Raw genomic sequence first — 15,709 nt, 5'->3', positions numbered from 1 at the left:
CGATCGTTTCGAAAGGAATATGAAAGTTTTTGGCTGGAAACCCGGAATCCGTCAGAACCTCAGATATTCCACGACTGCGCGGTATCCAGCAGCTTCTCGCGCAACTGATCGACTTCGCCGGCCAGCTTGGCCATGATCGACACATAGCCGGACAATTGCGGCGGCGGCGCGTCGTGCGGCGGGTCGGCGGGCCGGCGGCGCGGCGCGAGCCGGCTCGGCGTGCCAAACTTGAGCGCGCGGCTCGCGCCGACCAGCGTGTCGCGGATGCGCCGGTTCGCGGCCTTCATCTCGACGCGCATGTATTCGCGGGCCGCCACGTCGTCACGGGCCGGCACGGCGCTCGACAGGATCTCCAGATAGCCGATGCACAGGCGCAGGCTGCGCTGGATCGCCTCGAGCTGCATCATCGACGTCTCGCATTCCTTCGACACCGACGGCATCAGCGAGCGCAGCTGCACGAGCAGCGCGCTCAGCGCGGCCATTTCCTTCAGGTGCGCGTCGTCGCTCACGTGGCGGTCGCCCGCGAGCCGCGCATGCACGGCCGCGCACGCGCGCAGCGCGTCGGCGAGCTTGTAGCGCCACGAGTAGGTCGCGTAGAGCGGCAGCGCGAACGAGAACGCCAGCGCGATCACGATGCCGACCAGCACGTTCACCGCGCGCCACAGGCCGTCGACGATCTCGTTGTCGCCGTGCCCGGCGACGATCACCATCGTGATCGCCGACAGCAGCGCGATGTAGCCGGCCTTGCCGATTGCGTAATACGCGCAGACGCCGCACCCGACGGCCATCAGCAGGTAGATCGCGAACGGCGCGTTCAGGAACGAGTAGAGGAGGATCAGTCCGAGCCCCGCCAGCGCGCCGATCGACGTGCCGAGCGCGCGCTCGGCCGCCTTCTTGCGGATGTTGCCGTGGTGCTGCAACCCGCCGACGACGATCAGCACGGTGATCGTCGACCACTCGCCGTGCGGGACGTGCAGGCCGGTGGACAGTGCGATCGACACGAGGACGGCGAGCGCGACGCGCGCCGCGTGGATCAGCTTCGCGTGCCGGTAGCGGCGGTACGGGTCGAGCAGCGGGCGGAGCGCGTTGCGCAGCAGGGGCGGCAGCCGGGTAGGGAGCGGGGTGGTCATGACGGAGCGGGGGTGGCGGGAACGCGCACGGCGGCGTGCGCGGGCCGGCGCCGCGCCGCTTGCGCAGCAGACGTCACGCTAACCGAACGCGCGCGGGCTGTCCACGGCGCGGGCGCGGACGCGGCGCCTGGCCGCGACGCGGGACGTCACGCGTCGGCCGTGGCCTGCGGCGCGTCCAGCACGCGGTTGCGGCCGCCGGACTTCGCGCGGTACAGCGCTTCGTCGGCGCGCCGCAGCAGCGTCGCGGCGTTCATCCGGCCGTCGGCGGCGGTCGCCGTGCCGATGCTGGCCGTGACGCGCCCGTACGGGCTCTTCACGTGCTCGATGCCGAGCCCCGCGATCGCGCGCCGGATGCCTTCGGCGACGGTGGTGGCGCCTTGCGCGTCGGTGTCGGGCAGCGTGACGACGAATTCCTCGCCGCCGTAGCGCGCGACGTGGTCGCCGTCGCGGCGCAGGCAGCCCGACGCGGATTGCGCGACGCGGCGCAGCACGTCGTCGCCGGCCGGGTGGCCGTAGTAGTCGTTGAACGCCTTGAAGTGATCGACGTCGACGAACAGCACGGACAGCGGCCGGCCGCTGCGCGCCGCGCGCTGCGCCTCCTTCGCGAGCACCGTGTCGAACGTGCCGCGGTTGTCGAGGCCCGTCAGCGCATCGGTGCGGGCGAGTCGGTACAGCTTCGATTCGGCGACCTGCCGCCGCTTCAGTTCGCGCGACAGCGCGAGCGAGCCCCACGCGATGAATCCGGTGAACAGGCACATCAGCACGACGGTCCAGACCGTGCGGTGGTGCCACGACGCGTAGATGTCGATCTCGGCCGGCGCGACGTCGACGACCAGCGGCAGCCCGGCGAGATGCTTGTAGACGTAGATGCGCCGGACGCCGTCGATCGCGCCGGTACCGGTCAGCTCGCCGCTGCGGCTGCGCTGCGACTCGATGAACAGCGGCGAGTCGTGCAGGTCGAGGCCGACCACGCGCGTGTCGTACGGCAGCCGCGACACGAGCGTGCCGTTGTCCTCGACGATCGCCGCGCTGCCGTGCCGGCCGACCGCGAGGCCGTCGAGCAGCGCACGGAAGTAGTCGATGCTGAGCGTGCCGACGACGATGCCGCCGAAACTGCCGTCGGACCGCGTGATCCGGCGGCTGAGCGCGATCGTCAGGGCGCCGCCGCGCAGCCGGGAAGCGTAGGGCCGGCTGATGTAGAGGCCCTGCGCGAGCCGGTCGCGATGCACGGCGAAATAGTCGCGGTCGGCGAAATTGCCTTGCCGGGCCGGCGACGCACTCGAATCGACCACGATATTGCCGTGCGGGTCCATCACGAAAATCGAGCCGAGATACTCGCCGGTTGCCGCGCGGTCGAACAGCAACCGGTGGCGCTGGCGCGGCGGCAATGTCGTCAGTTCGGGATCGGTGACGCCGTCGACGACGTTTTGCAGCGACAAATCGTAGAGCGCGATATTGCGCGCGATATCGCGTTCGATCAGCAGCATCAGGTTGCGCGCATTTTCGACCGCATGGTCATACGCGTCGCGCCGCGCCTCGATTAATAGCGACGCGGAAAGTCCCCAACTGAACATCAGCAGCACGATGCCCGCAACGAGCACGCCGCGGGGCGAAAGAATGCGTGCCACGATCGACGCGGTATGGCGGCGCAGCGTGACGGGCAGCGGGAGTGACTTCATCCTCGGGCGTGGCGGGGGGCGGATATTCGCGGGGGCTGGCGGTTCCGCGCGGATTATTTCGAATTAATCGGCATTATCTCGCGAATTCGTGATTTTCGCGTGCGCATGCAAAACATGCATGCGGAAAGGGCGATTCTAAACGGTTACGCACCATTACCGCATCGCGCGGGCGATTTGATTTGAATCGATTATCAGTCTCGGTCGTTTTGTCTGATTAATAGCGTGAAGACCGGTCGATATTGCGCATCGGTGCGGTAATTGGCGGATTGAGACAGGCTTCGCCCGCGCATCGGCCGAAATGAAAAACCGCATAACCTCGAATAACGCACGGTTCTCGTCCCGGCACGCAGTGGCGGCTGCGCCGACGCAGCCAACTCCTTGATTCTGCGAATTCTCCGCGCGACGGCGGGCGTGCCGACCCGAGCTGCCCCGTTGGCGAATCAGGTAGAATCCGCGCTTCGCCGCAGGCGCCCGCCGCGCAATGCGTATCGGGGCCGCATCGAATGCATCGCAGGACGCGCACCGCGCTCCGATACCGCATGCGCCGGCTACGGATGCCGGCTCGCTCAACGTTCGTCTGGTTTTATGTCCGCAATTCCGAATTCCGACCCATCCGGTTCGTCCGCGAACCCACCCAAGCTTCATCGCGCGCTGAAGGCGCGCCACCTGACGATGATCGCCATCGGCGGCTCGATCGGCACGGGCCTGTTCGTCGCGTCCGGCGCGTCGATCTCGCAGGCCGGCCCCGGCGGCGCGATGGTCGCGTACATGCTGATCGGCCTGATGGTGTACTTCCTGATGACGAGCCTCGGCGAGATGGCCGCGTTCATGCCGGTGTCGGGTTCGTTCGCGACCTACGGCGCGAAATACGTGGACGAAGGCTTCGGCTTCGCGCTCGGCTGGAACTACTGGTACAACTGGGCCGTGACGATCGCGGTGGAACTCGTCGCCGCGCAGCTCGTGATGCACTACTGGTTTCCGGACGTGCCGGGCGTGTGGTGGAGCGCGGCCTTCCTCGGCGTGATGTTCCTGCTCAACGCGCTCACCGTGCGCGGGTTTGGCGAAGCCGAATACTGGTTCGCGCTGATCAAGGTCGTGACGGTGGTCGCCTTCATCGGCGTCGGCCTGCTGATGATCTTCGGCATTCTGAAGGGCGCGCCGAGCAACGGCTGGGGCAACCTGACGATCGGCGACGCGCCGTTCGCGGGCGGCCTGCCGGCGCTGATGGGCGTGGCGATGATCGCGGGCTTCTCGTTCCAGGGCACCGAGCTGATCGGCGTCGCGGCCGGTGAGTCGGAAAATCCGCGCACGACGATTCCGCGCGCGGTGCGCCAGGTGTTCTGGCGGATCCTGCTGTTCTACGTGTTCGCGATCTTCGTGATCGGCGTGCTGATTCCGTACACCGACCCGAACTTGCTGAAGACGGACGTGACGGACATCGGCGTGAGCCCGTTCACGCTGGTGTTCCGCCACGCGGGCCTCGCGTTCGCGGCCGGCGTGATGAACGCGGTGATCCTGACGGCCGTGCTGTCGGCCGGCAACTCGGGCATGTACGCGTCGACGCGGATGCTCTATACCCTCGCGACCGAGGGCCGCGCACCGAAGGTGTTCGCGAAGCTGTCGGCGGGCGGCGTGCCGCGCAACGCACTGTATGCGACCACCGCCGTCGGCGCGCTGTGCTTCTTCACGTCGCTGTACGGCGACAAGACCGTGTACCTGTGGCTGCTGAACACGTCGGGGATGACGGGCTTCATCGCGTGGCTCGGCATCGCGGTCAGCCATTACCGCTTCCGCAAGGGCTACGTGAAGCAGGGCTACTCGCTCGACCAGCTGCCGTACCAGTCGAAGTGGTTCCCGTTCGGCCCGCTGTTCGCGTTCGTGCTGTGCCTCGTGATCGCGCTCGGCCAGGATTACCAGGCGTTCCTCGCGAACCGGATCGACTGGGCCGGCGTCGCCGCGACCTACGTCGGCATTCCGCTGTTCCTCGTTGTGTGGCTCGGCTTCCGGTTCCTGAAGAAGAGCCGCTTCGTGCGCTACGAAGACATGGAGATCGCGCCGTGGATCGCCGCGAGCCGCGGCGCGCAGCGGCAGCCGGTGGCGAACCGCGAAACCGCGGGCTGACGCGGGCGCGGCAGGCAGCCGCGCGGCGGACGACGAAACGGGAAGCCGCGTGCTTCCCGTTTTTTTTGCCCGGCTTTTGCCTGCACGGGGTCAAAGCCGGTTATATTGCCCGACCCTACCGGGCCACGGCCCGGCCGGCGCGACAGGCGCAGCGCGGATCGGCATCCGGCGTGCGCGGCGCGCGGCGGCCGGCGGAATGCCCGGCGTTTTCATCGTTCCGTCCGGGCCGGCACGGCCCGCGGAGCGCGCAATCCAGAGGAATCCATGAGCGCATCACCCGCCGAGCGGAAGGCCGGACCCGTTTCCATCGTGCGAATCGAAGCCGCGATCAACGCGTGGCGCGAAGTGTACCCGCCGGCGCCGGACGGCGAGGATGGCTACGCGCTGGACGCCGGCAGCAACTGCCTCGCCGAGCTGTACGGCACGATGATCTGCTACCAGTTGCCGGACGTGCCGCTCGACTCGCTGAGCCCCGAGCAGCGCGATGCGCTCTACGCGACCGAGGTGTGACGCGCGGTCGTGACGTCATCGTCACACGGCGTCGATGAAGCAACGGGAAGCTCGCGGGCTTCCCGTTTTGCTTTGGGCCGCGCGTGGCGGCCGGCGCCGCCTGCGGTATCGTGACGACATCATCCGGCCGCGGTTGGCGCCGGAGCGCTGTCCGGGAGACATCAAAATGGAGTTGAGACACCTCCGCTACTTCGTCGCGGTGGCCGAAGAGCGGAATTTCACGCGGGCGGCGGAACGGTTGCATATCGCGCAGCCGCCGCTGAGCCGGCAGATCCAGCAGCTCGAGGAGGCGCTCGGCGTGCCGCTGTTCGAGCGCAACGCGCGGCCGCTGAAGCTGACCGACGCGGGCCGCTTCTTCTATTCGCACGCGGTGCAGCTGCTCGCGCAGACGACCGAACTCGAATCGATGACGAAGCGCGTCGGCAAGATCGAGCGCAGCATGTCGGTCGGTTTCGTCGGCTCGACGCTGTACGGGATGCTGCCGAAGATCATCCGGCGCTTTCGCAGCGAGTATCCGGCCGTCGAGCTGAGCCTGCACGAGATGTCGACGATGGACCAGATCAAGGCGCTGAAGGAAGGGCGCATCGACGTCGGGTTCGGGCGCATTCGCCACGAGGATCCGAGCGTGCGGCGCGTCGTGCTGCGCGAGGAGCGGATGATCGTCGCGCTGCCGGTCGGCCACGTGCTCGACAGCGCGAAGCCCGTGCTGTCGCTGCACGATCTCGTGAACGACACGCTGATCATTTTCCCGAAGGCGCCGCGTCCGAGCTATGCGGACCAGGTGCTCGCGGCCTTCCACGATCGCGCGTTGCAGCCGCGCAGGATCTACGAGACGCGCGAGTTGCAGATCGCGCTCGGCCTCGTCGCGATGGGCGAGGGCGTGTCGGTCGTGCCGCAGAGCGTGTACGGATTGAAGCGCGACGACATCAGCTACAAGCCGCTCGACGATCCGAACCTCGTGTCGCCGATCATCATGAGCATGCGGATGCTCGACGAATCGGAGGACATCCGCGCGATGCAGGCGCTGATCTACCGGCTGTACGACGAAGCGCAGATGGAGTACCTGCCGCCGCAGCCCGAATGAACGCGCGGGCCGTAGGGGCTTGCTTGACGCCGTGCGCGCCGGCCGGCCACCATGTCCCGATTCGATGCGGCCGCTGGTGTGCGGCCGCTTTCACGCCGCAGGCAGACACATGACCGATATCCTGACCGAGGAGACCGCCGTCGAGACGCCGCAAGGGCGCCTCCATACGAAACGCTGGCGTGTGAGCCCTGCGCGCGACGCGGCAGCGCCCATCGTGCTGCTGCACGATTCGCTCGGCTGCGTCGACCTCTGGCGTGACTTTCCCGAGCAACTCGCGCGGGCCGCGCAGCGCGACGTGATCGCCTACGATCGCCTCGGTTTCGGCCGCTCGGATCGTCATCCGGGAACACTCGGCACGACGTTCGTGCGCGACGAGGCCGATCATGCGTTCGCTGCGGTGCTCGAGCGACTGGGCGTCGATGCGTTCGTCGCGTTCGGACACAGCGTCGGCGGCGGGATGGCGGTGGGCTGTGCCGCCGCGTATCCCGAGCGCTGCCGCGCGCTCGTGACGGTCGCCGCACAGGCGTTCGTCGAGGATCGCACGCTGGACGGCATTCGCGCGGCGGGGCGGCAGTTCGACGAACCGGGGCAACTCGACCGGCTCGCGCGCTATCACGGCGACAAGGCCGAATGGGTGCTGCGCGCGTGGGTCGACACGTGGCTGTCACCGGCATTCCGCGACTGGAATCTCGACGAAGACTTGCCGCGCGTGCAATGCGCGACGCTCGCGATTCACGGCGAAGACGACGAGTACGGGTCCGACGCGCATCCGAAGCGGATCGCCGCGCGCGTCGCGGGGCCGTCGTCGTTCCTGCTGCTCGCACGATGCGGACACATGCCGCACCGCGAGCGGACGGACGACGTGCTGGCCACAATCAAGACGTTGCTGCGCGACGCGGGCGCCTGAGCGCCCGACAACCGGCGGGCCGGGCCCGCCGGCCGTCAGAACGACAGCTGGATCGCGAGATCGATCGCAAGCAGTGCGATCGAGCAGCCGATGCCGAGGATCACGTTCGGCAGCCGGTGCTCGAAGTCGCGATTGTCGCGGCGCATCGCGGCGCCGAGCAGGAAGATCGCCTCGACGACGATCTGCAGCCCGACGAACAGCAGCATCAGCAGATACTCGTAACCCATCTGCTTGAACGCGGCAAATTGCATCCCGTGATCGCGGATCCATTGGCCGACGCGCAGCAGTTCGTAGACGAACAGCAGGGCGGGGAACAGGTAACTGATGAAGTAGGTCGGCGCGGTGGCGTGCCGTAGTTCGAGGTGGAAGTGCTGATGCGTGGTAGCCATCACAACCCTCCTTGCAACGCGTGATTGCGGTCGCGACGGCGGCGCGATCACGTGCGAACGAAGGGATTACCCGATGCACAGTGCGCAGCCGTACGACGCCAGCATACTGCTGCGCGGGAAATTTGGCATGCGAAGTGTGTGTTCGTTGTAACAATATGTGTGAGACGTGCGACGCGTTGGCTGTGGTCCGTTGCCGGTTGCTCTGCGTTGCCCGGCGTCGGGGTGTCCGTTCGGGCGCGCGTGGTAGCGGAGTCGATGAATCGGCGAACGCCTGACGCGAAGGGCTTCGTCTCGCCCCATTCCGCAAACGCGATGGCCCGCGTCACGGCATCAGAAATGCCCGGTGAACCGGTAGCGGCTGCCCGGGTGCCACAGATTGGCGACCGACGCGACCATCGCCTGCGACCACGTGCGCCGATGCAGCAGCAGGCACGGCTCGCGGTCGTCCATCGTCAGGTGGCGGCGCGTTTCGGCGTCGGGCATCGCGGCCTCGATCCGGTATTCGACGCGCTGCAGCGGCGCGACGCGCGTCAGGTACTGGTTCGGCGTCGTCGTCGTGAAGTCCTGCAGCGCATATTCCGGTGCGCAGGCCGGATTGACCCAGCGTTCCTCGAGCTGCACAGGCGTGTCGTTCTCGAAATGCAGCACGCGCGAATGAAAGATCGGGCTGCCCGTATCGAGCTGCAGTTCGTCGGCGAGCTTCGCGTCGGCGGCGGCCGCGCCGACCTGCAGCACCTGCGCGCGGTAGCCGTGGCCGCGCGCGGCGACTTCGTCCGAGATGCTGCGGATCGCGACGAGCGTCGATTCGTATTTCGGCGAGGCGACATACGTGCCGGAGCCGCGCGTGCGCGTGAGCACCTGTTCGGCCGTCAGTTCGCGCAGCGCGCGGTTGACGGTCATCCGTGCGACGTTGAATTCGCGCGCGAGTTCGTTCTCCGACGGCACCTGGTCGCCTTCCGCCCACTCGCCGGCATGAATGCGGGCGAGGATGAAGTCCTTGATTTCCTGATAGATCGGTGTGGTCATGGGATCGCGATTCCAGAGTCGGCGGCGGCTCGCTGCCGAATGCCGATCCGGCGCGCGCCCGGCGCCGAGTGTACCGGTTTCGCGGGCGAGCGGGCCCGGATTCCCCGCATGATCCCTGTTCGACCGGCGCGCGTCCATGCGGGATTGCACAGAGCGGCCGGCCTGCGACGGCCGGCGTGCGGTCAGAACCGATGCCGGATGCCGACCGTCGCAACGACCTGCGTGCTGGTCGACGAAGCCGCGAGCCCCGTCACGTTCGCGAACCCGAGCGTCGCGCCCGACGGTACGCCGAACTGGTGCTGGTACACGGTTTCCGCATAGACGTCGGTGCGCTTGCTCAGCGCGTAGTCGGCCATCAGCGTCACCTGGTGCCATTTCGGCCGGTGACTGCCGGCGGCATCGTCGTAGCGGCCGTCGGTGAACGTGTAGGCGCCCGCGAGCGAGACGGCCGGCGTCAGCGCGTAGCGCGCGTTGACCTCGTAGTTGTCGAAGCGCAGCGCATTCAGCGCGCCGGGCAGCGACGAGGCGGCCGTGTCGTCGAACATCGAATGCGTCCACAGCGCGCCGACCGTCAGCCGGTCGAACGCATAGCTGCCTCCGGCGCCCATCACGCGCTGGCGCACGGCCGGGAAGTTCGCGCCGTCGTTGGTCGACAGCGCCCCGCCGGCCGTCAGCCCGCCGCGGTTGAGCTGCAGGTACGCGGCACCGAGGCTGACCGGCCCGTTCGCATACGACACGCCCGCGCTGTACGCGCGGTTGTTCGCGAAGCCGCCGGCCGCGTTGCTGAACCCGTACAGGCCGCCGAACTGCCAGCCGGCGAGCGTCGGGCTCGTGTATTTCACCGCGTTGTCGATGTAGAACGAATCGTCGATGTTGTCGTTGTCGAACGGATGCGCTGCGAGGTTGTTGCCGTCGCCGTTGTTCGCCATCGCGAGCGGGCCGAGGTAGTCGACCACCGAGTCGTATTGCCGGCCGAGCGTCAGCGCGCCGTAGCGGTCGCTTTGCAGGCCGACGTACGCGCGGCGGCCGAACATCGTGTTCTTGTAGGACTGCGTGCCGTTGTTCAGGTTGAAGCCGTTCTCGAGGCGGAACAGCGCATGCAGGCCGCCGCCGAGATCTTCATTGCCGCTCAGGCCGAAGACCGTGTTCGACAGCAGGCCGCTGCCTTGCTGCCATGCGCTTTTGCCCGACTGGTTGTTCGTATAGACGATACCCGCATCCAGCATCCCGTAGAGCGTGACGCTGCTTTGCGCATGCGCGGCGGCGCCGAAGAAGGCGAGGGAGAGGGTACCGACGACTGCTTTTTTCATTGCGTGTGCTTCCTGGAAAGGCCCGTTGCGACGGGAACGACGATTCGTCGCGCGTCTCCGTGCGGATCCGCGCGTTCGAATCGATGAAAGGGGGAGCTCGTGACGCGTGTCACGCGCGGCGGCGGCGAACGCCGGCTAGTGCTGCAACAGGCGGATCGCGCCGAATTCGGCGGCCGGCAGCACGCGGAGGATCGACAGGATCGCGGGCGATGCCTGCGACCGCGCGACTTCGAGCTCGATGCACGCGCGCCCGGTACGGTTGTCGATCGCGGCCGTGTAGAAATTGAGTGCGGTACCGACGGCCTGATGCAGCCGGCGGCGCACGGCCGCGAGGTTGTCCGATTCGACGCGGATCGACAGCAGCACGACCTCGTCGGCGGCGAGCCTGCGCCGCAAACGCACGGGCGGCAGATCGTGTGAAGCAGCGGATTCGGTTCTGGTCGGTTTCATGCTTTCTTCCCCTGGTCGCATCGTGCTTCGCACCGCGGCAAGCTCGTCCTGGACATGGCACCCATTTTAAGAATCGCGGCGGCGATACGGTGTATAGACTCGCGCGAGCGCTGAAAAGAACGCATAAAAACGTAGTGCGCGCAGGCTTTCGTCTTTACAGCTTTTTTATTCCCCGTAAAGAAATTGAACACCGCTTTGATACGCGGATTTCTACACTGTCGCATCCCATTCGCCAGATGAGCATGGGGGCGTCATCCGGGCTTGTGCCGACACGGCAAGGCCCGCTATGCCGACAGTCGCGCGGCGATGCCGTGCATACGAAAAAAGGGGAAAGCCATGTTGTGGATCACCGGCGCGCTATCGCTCGCGCTCTTCATCTATCTGTTTCATGCGTTGATCAAGACCGAGCGGTATTGATCGACGCGATTCAACAGGAATTCGAAAATATCGGTGAATGTCATGAGCGATCTGCTTTTCATTTTTTTCACGCTCGCGTTCTTTGCATTGACGGCCGGTTTCATCACCGGCCTCGACCGGATCTGAGCGAGCGTCGACATGTTCAACAATCTCATTCAATTCGCGATCGTTCTCGCGATCATGCTGGCGCTGGTGCCCGTCGTCGGGAAATGGCTCGCGCACGCCTTCACGAGCCCGCGCCACGCGTGGGTCGAGCGCCGCACCTATGCGCTGCTCGGCGTGAACCCCGACGAAGCGATGTCGTGGCAGCGCTACGGGATGGTGCTGCTGCTCAGTAATGCGGGGATGATGCTGCTCGGCTACCTGCTGCTGCGCATCCAGGACGCACTGCCGTTCGATGCGCTGCAGCGCGCGTCGCAAAGCCCCGACCTCGCGTTCAACACGGCCGCGTCGTTCATCACGAACACGAACTGGCAGGCCTATGCGGGCGAGAGCAGCCTGTCGAACTTCTCGCAGATGGCCGTCATCACGTTCCTGATGGTGGCGAGTGCGGCGACCGGCGTCGCGGCCGCGGGCGGCTTCATCCGCGGGCTGAGCCGCAAGAGCGCGGCCGACATCGGCAACTATTGGGTCGACTTCACGCGCGTGATCTATCGTGTGCTGCTGCCGCTCAGTTTTGTCATGGCGCTGGTTTACGTGTGGCAGGGCATGCCGCAGACGCTTGCGTCCGACGCCTGGGCGACCACGCTCGAAGGCGCACGCCAGCAGATCGTGTTGGGGCCCGTCGCGAGCCTCGAATCGATCAAGCACATCGGCACGAACGGCGGCGGCTTCTTCAGCATGAACGCCGCGCACCCGTTCGAGAACCCGACGCCGCTCACCAACACGCTGCACATGCTGTCGATGCTGCTGATCCCGTCCGCGCTGACCTATGCGCTCGGCACGATGATCGGCCGGCGCAGCCAGGGATGGGTGCTGCTGGGCGCATTCGTCGTGATGTTCGTCGGCTTCCTTGCTGTGATCTATTCGGCCGAGCAGCACGGCAACCCGCTGCTGAGCGGCATCGGCGTCGACCAGCAGCTGAGCGCGACGCAGCCGGGCGGCAACATGGAAGGCAAGGAAATGCGCTTCGGCATCGCGCAGACGAGCCTGTTCGCGACCGTCACGACGGCCGCGACCACCGGTTCGGTCGACGCGATGCACGATTCGCTGACGCCGCTGGGCGGGCTCGTGCCGATCGCGCAGATGATGCTGAACAACGTGTTCGGCGGCGACGGCGTCGGGCTGATCAACCTGTTCACGTTCGCCATCCTCACGGTGTTCCTCGTCGGGATGATGATCGGCCGCACGCCGGAATTTCTCGGCAAGAAGATCGAGGCGCGCGAAATGAAGTTCGTGATGCTCGCGGTGCTCGCGCATCCGTTCAGCATTCTCGGCTTCACCGCGCTGGCCGCACTGCTGCACTCGACGCTGGCGAGCCTCGCGAACCTCGGCCCGCACGGCTTCAGCGAGGTGCTGTACGCGTACACGTCGGGCACGGCCAACAACGGGTCCGCGTTCGCGGGGCTGAACGCGAACACGCCGTTCTTCAACACGACGATCGGCTTCGCGATGCTGATCGGCCGCTACCTGACGCTGCTGCCGATGCTCGCGGTCGCGGGCAGCCTCGCCGCGAAGAAGGCCGTGCCGGAAAGCGCGGGCACGCTGTCGACGTCGACGGGCCTGTTCGCCGGCCTGCTGGTGTTCGTGATCCTGGTGGTCGGCGGTCTGACGTTCCTGCCCGCGCTCGCGCTCGGCCCGGTCGTGGAGCACCTGCTGATGTCGGGCGGCCAACTGTTCTGAGGGAAACATCATGATTCAAGGCAATCGCCAGGCAGCGGCCGCCGCCGCGCCGGCATCCGGTTCTTCGTTCGGCGCGGCGACGCGCGGCCTCGTGCGGCCCGTGATCGCATCGTCGGTGCTGTTCATGCTCGTCACGGGCCTCGCGTATCCGCTGCTCACCACGGGCGTCGCGAACGTGCTGTTCCCGGCGCAGGCGCGCGGCAGCCTCGTGCGGCAGAACGGCACGACGATCGGCTCCGCGGTGATCGGGCAGCATTTCACGCGCGCCGGCTACTTCCATGCGCGGCCGAGCGCGACGGTCGGCACCGATCCGGCCGATCCGTCGAAGACGGTCGACCAGCCGTACAACGCGGCCGGCAGCGGCGCCAGCAACCAGGGTGCGACCAGCAAGAAGCTGCTCGCCGACGTCGCGCAGCGCGTGCGCGCATACCGGCAGGAGAACGCGCTTGCCGACGGCACGCCGGTGCCGGCGGACGCCGTCACCGCGTCCGCGTCGGGGCTCGATCCCGAGATCTCGGTCGCGAACGCGCGGCTGCAGGCGGCGCGCGTCGCGCATGCACGCGGCATCGATGCCGCGCAGGTGGCGGCGCTCGTCGATCGCATCGCGTTGCCGCGCCAGCTCGGCGTGCTCGGCGAGCCGCGCGTGCGCGTGCTCGACCTGAACCTCGCGCTCGACCGCACGTTCGGCCAGGCGGCCGGCGCGAAGCAATAGCAGGAACCACGGAGTCATTCATGTCCCATATCGAAACCCCGATCAACCCGGCGGCGATGCCGGTCGGCGGCGTGCCGCCGATGCGCTGGACGGCCGTGCTGCGCGAGGCGTTCCGCAAGCTCGCGCCGCAGGTGCAGTTGAAGAACCCGGTGATGTTCGTCGTCTATCTCGGCAGCATCGTCACGACCGCGCTGTGGCTGCAGGCGCTGACCGCCACGGCCGATGCGCCGGCCGGCTTCATCTTCGCGGTCGCGTGCTGGCTGTGGTTCACCGTGCTGTTCGCGAACGCGGCCGAGGCGCTGGCCGAAGGGCGCGGCAAGGCGCAGGCCGATGCGCTGCGCGCGGCGCGCAAGCGTGTGTACGCGAAGGTGCTCGACGAGCCGAAGCAGGCCGGCAGCACGAGCCATCGCGTGCCGAGCGACGAACTCGCGGCCGGCAGCATCGTGCTCGTCGAGGCCGGCGACACGATTCCGGCCGACGGCGAAGTGATCGACGGCGTTGCGTCGGTCGACGAATCGGCGATCACCGGCGAATCGGCGCCGGTGATCCGCGAGTCGGGCGGCGATTTCTCGTCGGTGACGGGCGGCACGCGCGTGCTGTCCGACTGGATCATCGTGAAGATCACCGCGCAACCGGGCGAGGCGTTCCTCGACCGGATGATCGCGATGGTCGAAGGCGCGAAGCGCGGCAAGACGCCGAACGAGGTCGCGCTGACGATCCTGCTCGTCGCGCTGACGATCATCTTCCTGCTCGTGTGCGTGACGCTGCTGCCGTTCTCGCAGTTCAGCGTGCTGCTGAACGCGTCGGGCTCGGCCGTGAGCCTGACCGTGCTGATCGCGCTGCTCGTCTGCCTGATCCCGACGACGATCGGCGCGCTGCTGTCGGCGATCGGCATCGCGGGGATGAGCCGCATGATGCGCGCGAACGTGCTCGCGACGTCGGGCCGCGCGATCGAGGCGGCCGGCGACGTCGACGTGCTGCTGCTCGACAAGACCGGCACGATCACGCTCGGCAACCGGGAAGCCGTGCAGTTCCGGCCGGCACCCGGCGTGGACGAGCGCGCGCTGGCCGAGGCCGCGCAACTGTCGTCGCTCGCCGACGAGACGCCCGAAGGGCGCTCGATCGTCGCGCTCGCGAAGCAGCGCTTCTCGCTGGACGTGGTGGGGGCCGTCGGCAGCATCGCGGTGCCGTTCAGCGCGCGTACGCGAATGAGCGGCCTCGATATCGGCGCACGCCAGGTGCGCAAGGGTGCGGCGTCGGCGATCCGCGCGCACGTCGATGCGCTCGGCGGCGTGTTTCCGCAAGCGGTCGAGACGGCCGTCAACGACATCGCGCGGCGCGGCGGCACGCCGCTCGTCGTCGCCGACGGCTCGACGGTGCTCGGCGCGATCGAGCTGAAGGACATCGTCAAGCACGGGATCGGCGCGCGCTTCGCCGAGCTGCGCAAGGTCGGCGTGAAGACGGTGATGATCACCGGCGACAACCGGCTCACCGCGGCCGCGATCGCGGCGGAAGCCGGTGTCGACGACTATCTGGCCGAAGCGACGCCCGAAGACAAGCTGCGGCTGATCCGCGAGCACCAGGCGAAGGGCCATCTCGTCGCGATGACGGGCGACGGCACCAACGACGCGCCGGCGCTCGCGCAGGCCGACGTGGCCGTCGCGATGCACAGCGGCACGCAGGCGGCGAAGGAGGCGGCCAACATGGTCGACCTCGACAGCAACCCGACGAAGCTGATGCAGGTGGTCGAGGTCGGCAAGCAGATGATCATGACGCGCGGCGCGCTGACCACCTTCAGTGTTGCGAACGATCTCGCGAAGTATTTCGCGATCATCCCGGCCGCGTTCGTCGCGACGTATCCGACGCTCGGCGCGCTGAACGTGATGGGGCTGCACAGCCCGACGTCGGCGATCCTGTCGGCGGTGATCTTCAACGCGCTGATCATCGTCGCGCTGATTCCGCTCGCGCTGAAAGGCGTGAAGTATCGCGCGGAGCCGGCCGGGAAGCTGCTGGGGCGCAACCTGCTGATCTATGGCGTGGGCGGCATCGTCGCACCATTCATCGGCATCAAGCTGATCGACATGCTGTTGACTCCGTTTATCTGACCGAACGCGCCGTCGCGGCCCCGCTCA

15 protein-coding genes are annotated in these 15,709 nt (G+C 67.3%); 8 read left to right on the top strand and 7 right to left on the bottom strand.

Going from position 1 to position 15,709, the window contains the following annotated elements:
- Window positions 1-59: 59 nt before the first annotated feature.
- A complete protein-coding gene (locus tag AC5LXX_RS27280) occupies window positions 60-1,130 on the bottom strand; it encodes an FUSC family protein (protein WP_493411729.1) in 1,071 nt (356 codons plus the stop codon).
- Between the two features lie 146 nt (window positions 1,131-1,276).
- Window positions 1,277-2,809 carry a GGDEF domain-containing protein gene (locus AC5LXX_RS27275; RefSeq protein ID WP_493411728.1) on the bottom strand — a complete coding sequence of 511 codons (1,533 nt, stop codon included), beginning with the start codon at window positions 2,807-2,809 and terminating at the stop codon, window positions 1,277-1,279.
- Between the two features lie 585 nt (window positions 2,810-3,394).
- Here AC5LXX_RS27275 and AC5LXX_RS27270 point away from each other — a divergent pair.
- The 4 genes from AC5LXX_RS27270 (at window position 3,395) to AC5LXX_RS27255 (ending at window position 7,431) form a co-directional block, all read left to right on the top strand.
- Window positions 3,395-4,930, top strand: a complete 1,536-nt coding sequence (locus AC5LXX_RS27270; RefSeq protein ID WP_493411727.1) for an amino acid permease — start codon at window positions 3,395-3,397, stop codon at window positions 4,928-4,930.
- Between the two features lie 264 nt (window positions 4,931-5,194).
- A complete protein-coding gene (locus tag AC5LXX_RS27265) occupies window positions 5,195-5,440 on the top strand; it encodes a DUF3717 domain-containing protein (RefSeq protein WP_074804087.1) in 246 nt (81 codons plus the stop codon).
- 166 nt (window positions 5,441-5,606) lie between these two features.
- Window positions 5,607-6,524 carry a LysR family transcriptional regulator gene (locus tag AC5LXX_RS27260; RefSeq protein WP_321790056.1) on the top strand — a complete coding sequence of 306 codons (918 nt, stop codon included), beginning with the start codon at window positions 5,607-5,609 and terminating at the stop codon, window positions 6,522-6,524.
- 109 nt (window positions 6,525-6,633) lie between these two features.
- Entirely contained in the window at window positions 6,634-7,431 is a 798-nt protein-coding gene (locus AC5LXX_RS27255) for an alpha/beta fold hydrolase (RefSeq protein WP_493411726.1), read from the top strand.
- A gap of 35 nt (window positions 7,432-7,466) precedes the next feature.
- On the opposite strand, the gene AC5LXX_RS27250 is transcribed toward AC5LXX_RS27255, so the two are convergent.
- The 4 genes from AC5LXX_RS27250 to AC5LXX_RS27235 all read right to left on the bottom strand — a co-directional run bounded on the left by AC5LXX_RS27250 (window position 7,467) and on the right by AC5LXX_RS27235 (window position 10,606).
- The gene (locus AC5LXX_RS27250) at window positions 7,467-7,820 is read right to left on the bottom strand and encodes a hypothetical protein (protein WP_124455866.1); all 354 of its coding nucleotides are present in this window, start codon (window positions 7,818-7,820) and stop codon (window positions 7,467-7,469) included.
- A 330-nt stretch (window positions 7,821-8,150) separates the two neighbouring features.
- Window positions 8,151-8,846 carry a histidine utilization transcriptional repressor HutC gene (hutC, locus tag AC5LXX_RS27245; protein ID WP_493411725.1) on the bottom strand — a complete coding sequence of 232 codons (696 nt, stop codon included), beginning with the start codon at window positions 8,844-8,846 and terminating at the stop codon, window positions 8,151-8,153.
- Between the two features lie 182 nt (window positions 8,847-9,028).
- Window positions 9,029-10,156, bottom strand: a complete 1,128-nt coding sequence (locus AC5LXX_RS27240; protein ID WP_493411724.1) for a porin — start codon at window positions 10,154-10,156, stop codon at window positions 9,029-9,031.
- 135 nt (window positions 10,157-10,291) lie between these two features.
- Window positions 10,292-10,606, bottom strand: a complete 315-nt coding sequence (locus AC5LXX_RS27235; protein ID WP_493411723.1) for a hypothetical protein — start codon at window positions 10,604-10,606, stop codon at window positions 10,292-10,294.
- Between the two features lie 306 nt (window positions 10,607-10,912).
- On the opposite strand from AC5LXX_RS27235, the gene kdpF reads away from it, so the two are divergent.
- A complete protein-coding gene (gene kdpF, locus AC5LXX_RS27230) occupies window positions 10,913-11,023 on the top strand; it encodes a K(+)-transporting ATPase subunit F (RefSeq protein WP_493413429.1) in 111 nt (36 codons plus the stop codon).
- Here kdpF and AC5LXX_RS27225 read toward each other — a convergent pair.
- On the bottom strand, window positions 10,993-11,163 hold the full coding sequence (locus AC5LXX_RS27225; protein WP_493413459.1) for a hypothetical protein: 171 nt from the start codon (window positions 11,161-11,163) through the stop codon (window positions 10,993-10,995). The genes kdpF and AC5LXX_RS27225 overlap by 31 nt on opposite strands.
- Between AC5LXX_RS27225 and kdpA the strand changes: the two genes are divergently transcribed.
- Genes kdpA through kdpB form a run of 3 tightly spaced genes read left to right on the top strand, consistent with a single transcriptional unit; the run spans window position 11,162 to window position 15,682 of the window.
- Entirely contained in the window at window positions 11,162-12,865 is a 1,704-nt protein-coding gene (gene kdpA / locus AC5LXX_RS27220) for a potassium-transporting ATPase subunit KdpA (protein WP_493411722.1), read from the top strand. The two genes, AC5LXX_RS27225 and kdpA, sit on opposite strands and share 2 nt — an antisense overlap.
- Window positions 12,866-12,875: 10 nt before the next feature.
- Window positions 12,876-13,577, top strand: coding sequence for a potassium-transporting ATPase subunit KdpC (kdpC, locus tag AC5LXX_RS27215; protein ID WP_493411721.1), 702 nt, complete (start codon window positions 12,876-12,878; stop codon window positions 13,575-13,577).
- A gap of 56 nt (window positions 13,578-13,633) precedes the next feature.
- Entirely contained in the window at window positions 13,634-15,682 is a 2,049-nt protein-coding gene (kdpB, locus tag AC5LXX_RS27210) for a potassium-transporting ATPase subunit KdpB (protein WP_493413428.1), read from the top strand.
- The last annotated feature ends 27 nt before the right edge of the window (window positions 15,683-15,709 follow it).

The organism is Burkholderia torrens (assembly GCF_984668525.1).
Note: the sequence above shows the minus strand (reverse complement) of the source record. Positions and strands in the feature narration are given on the sequence as shown.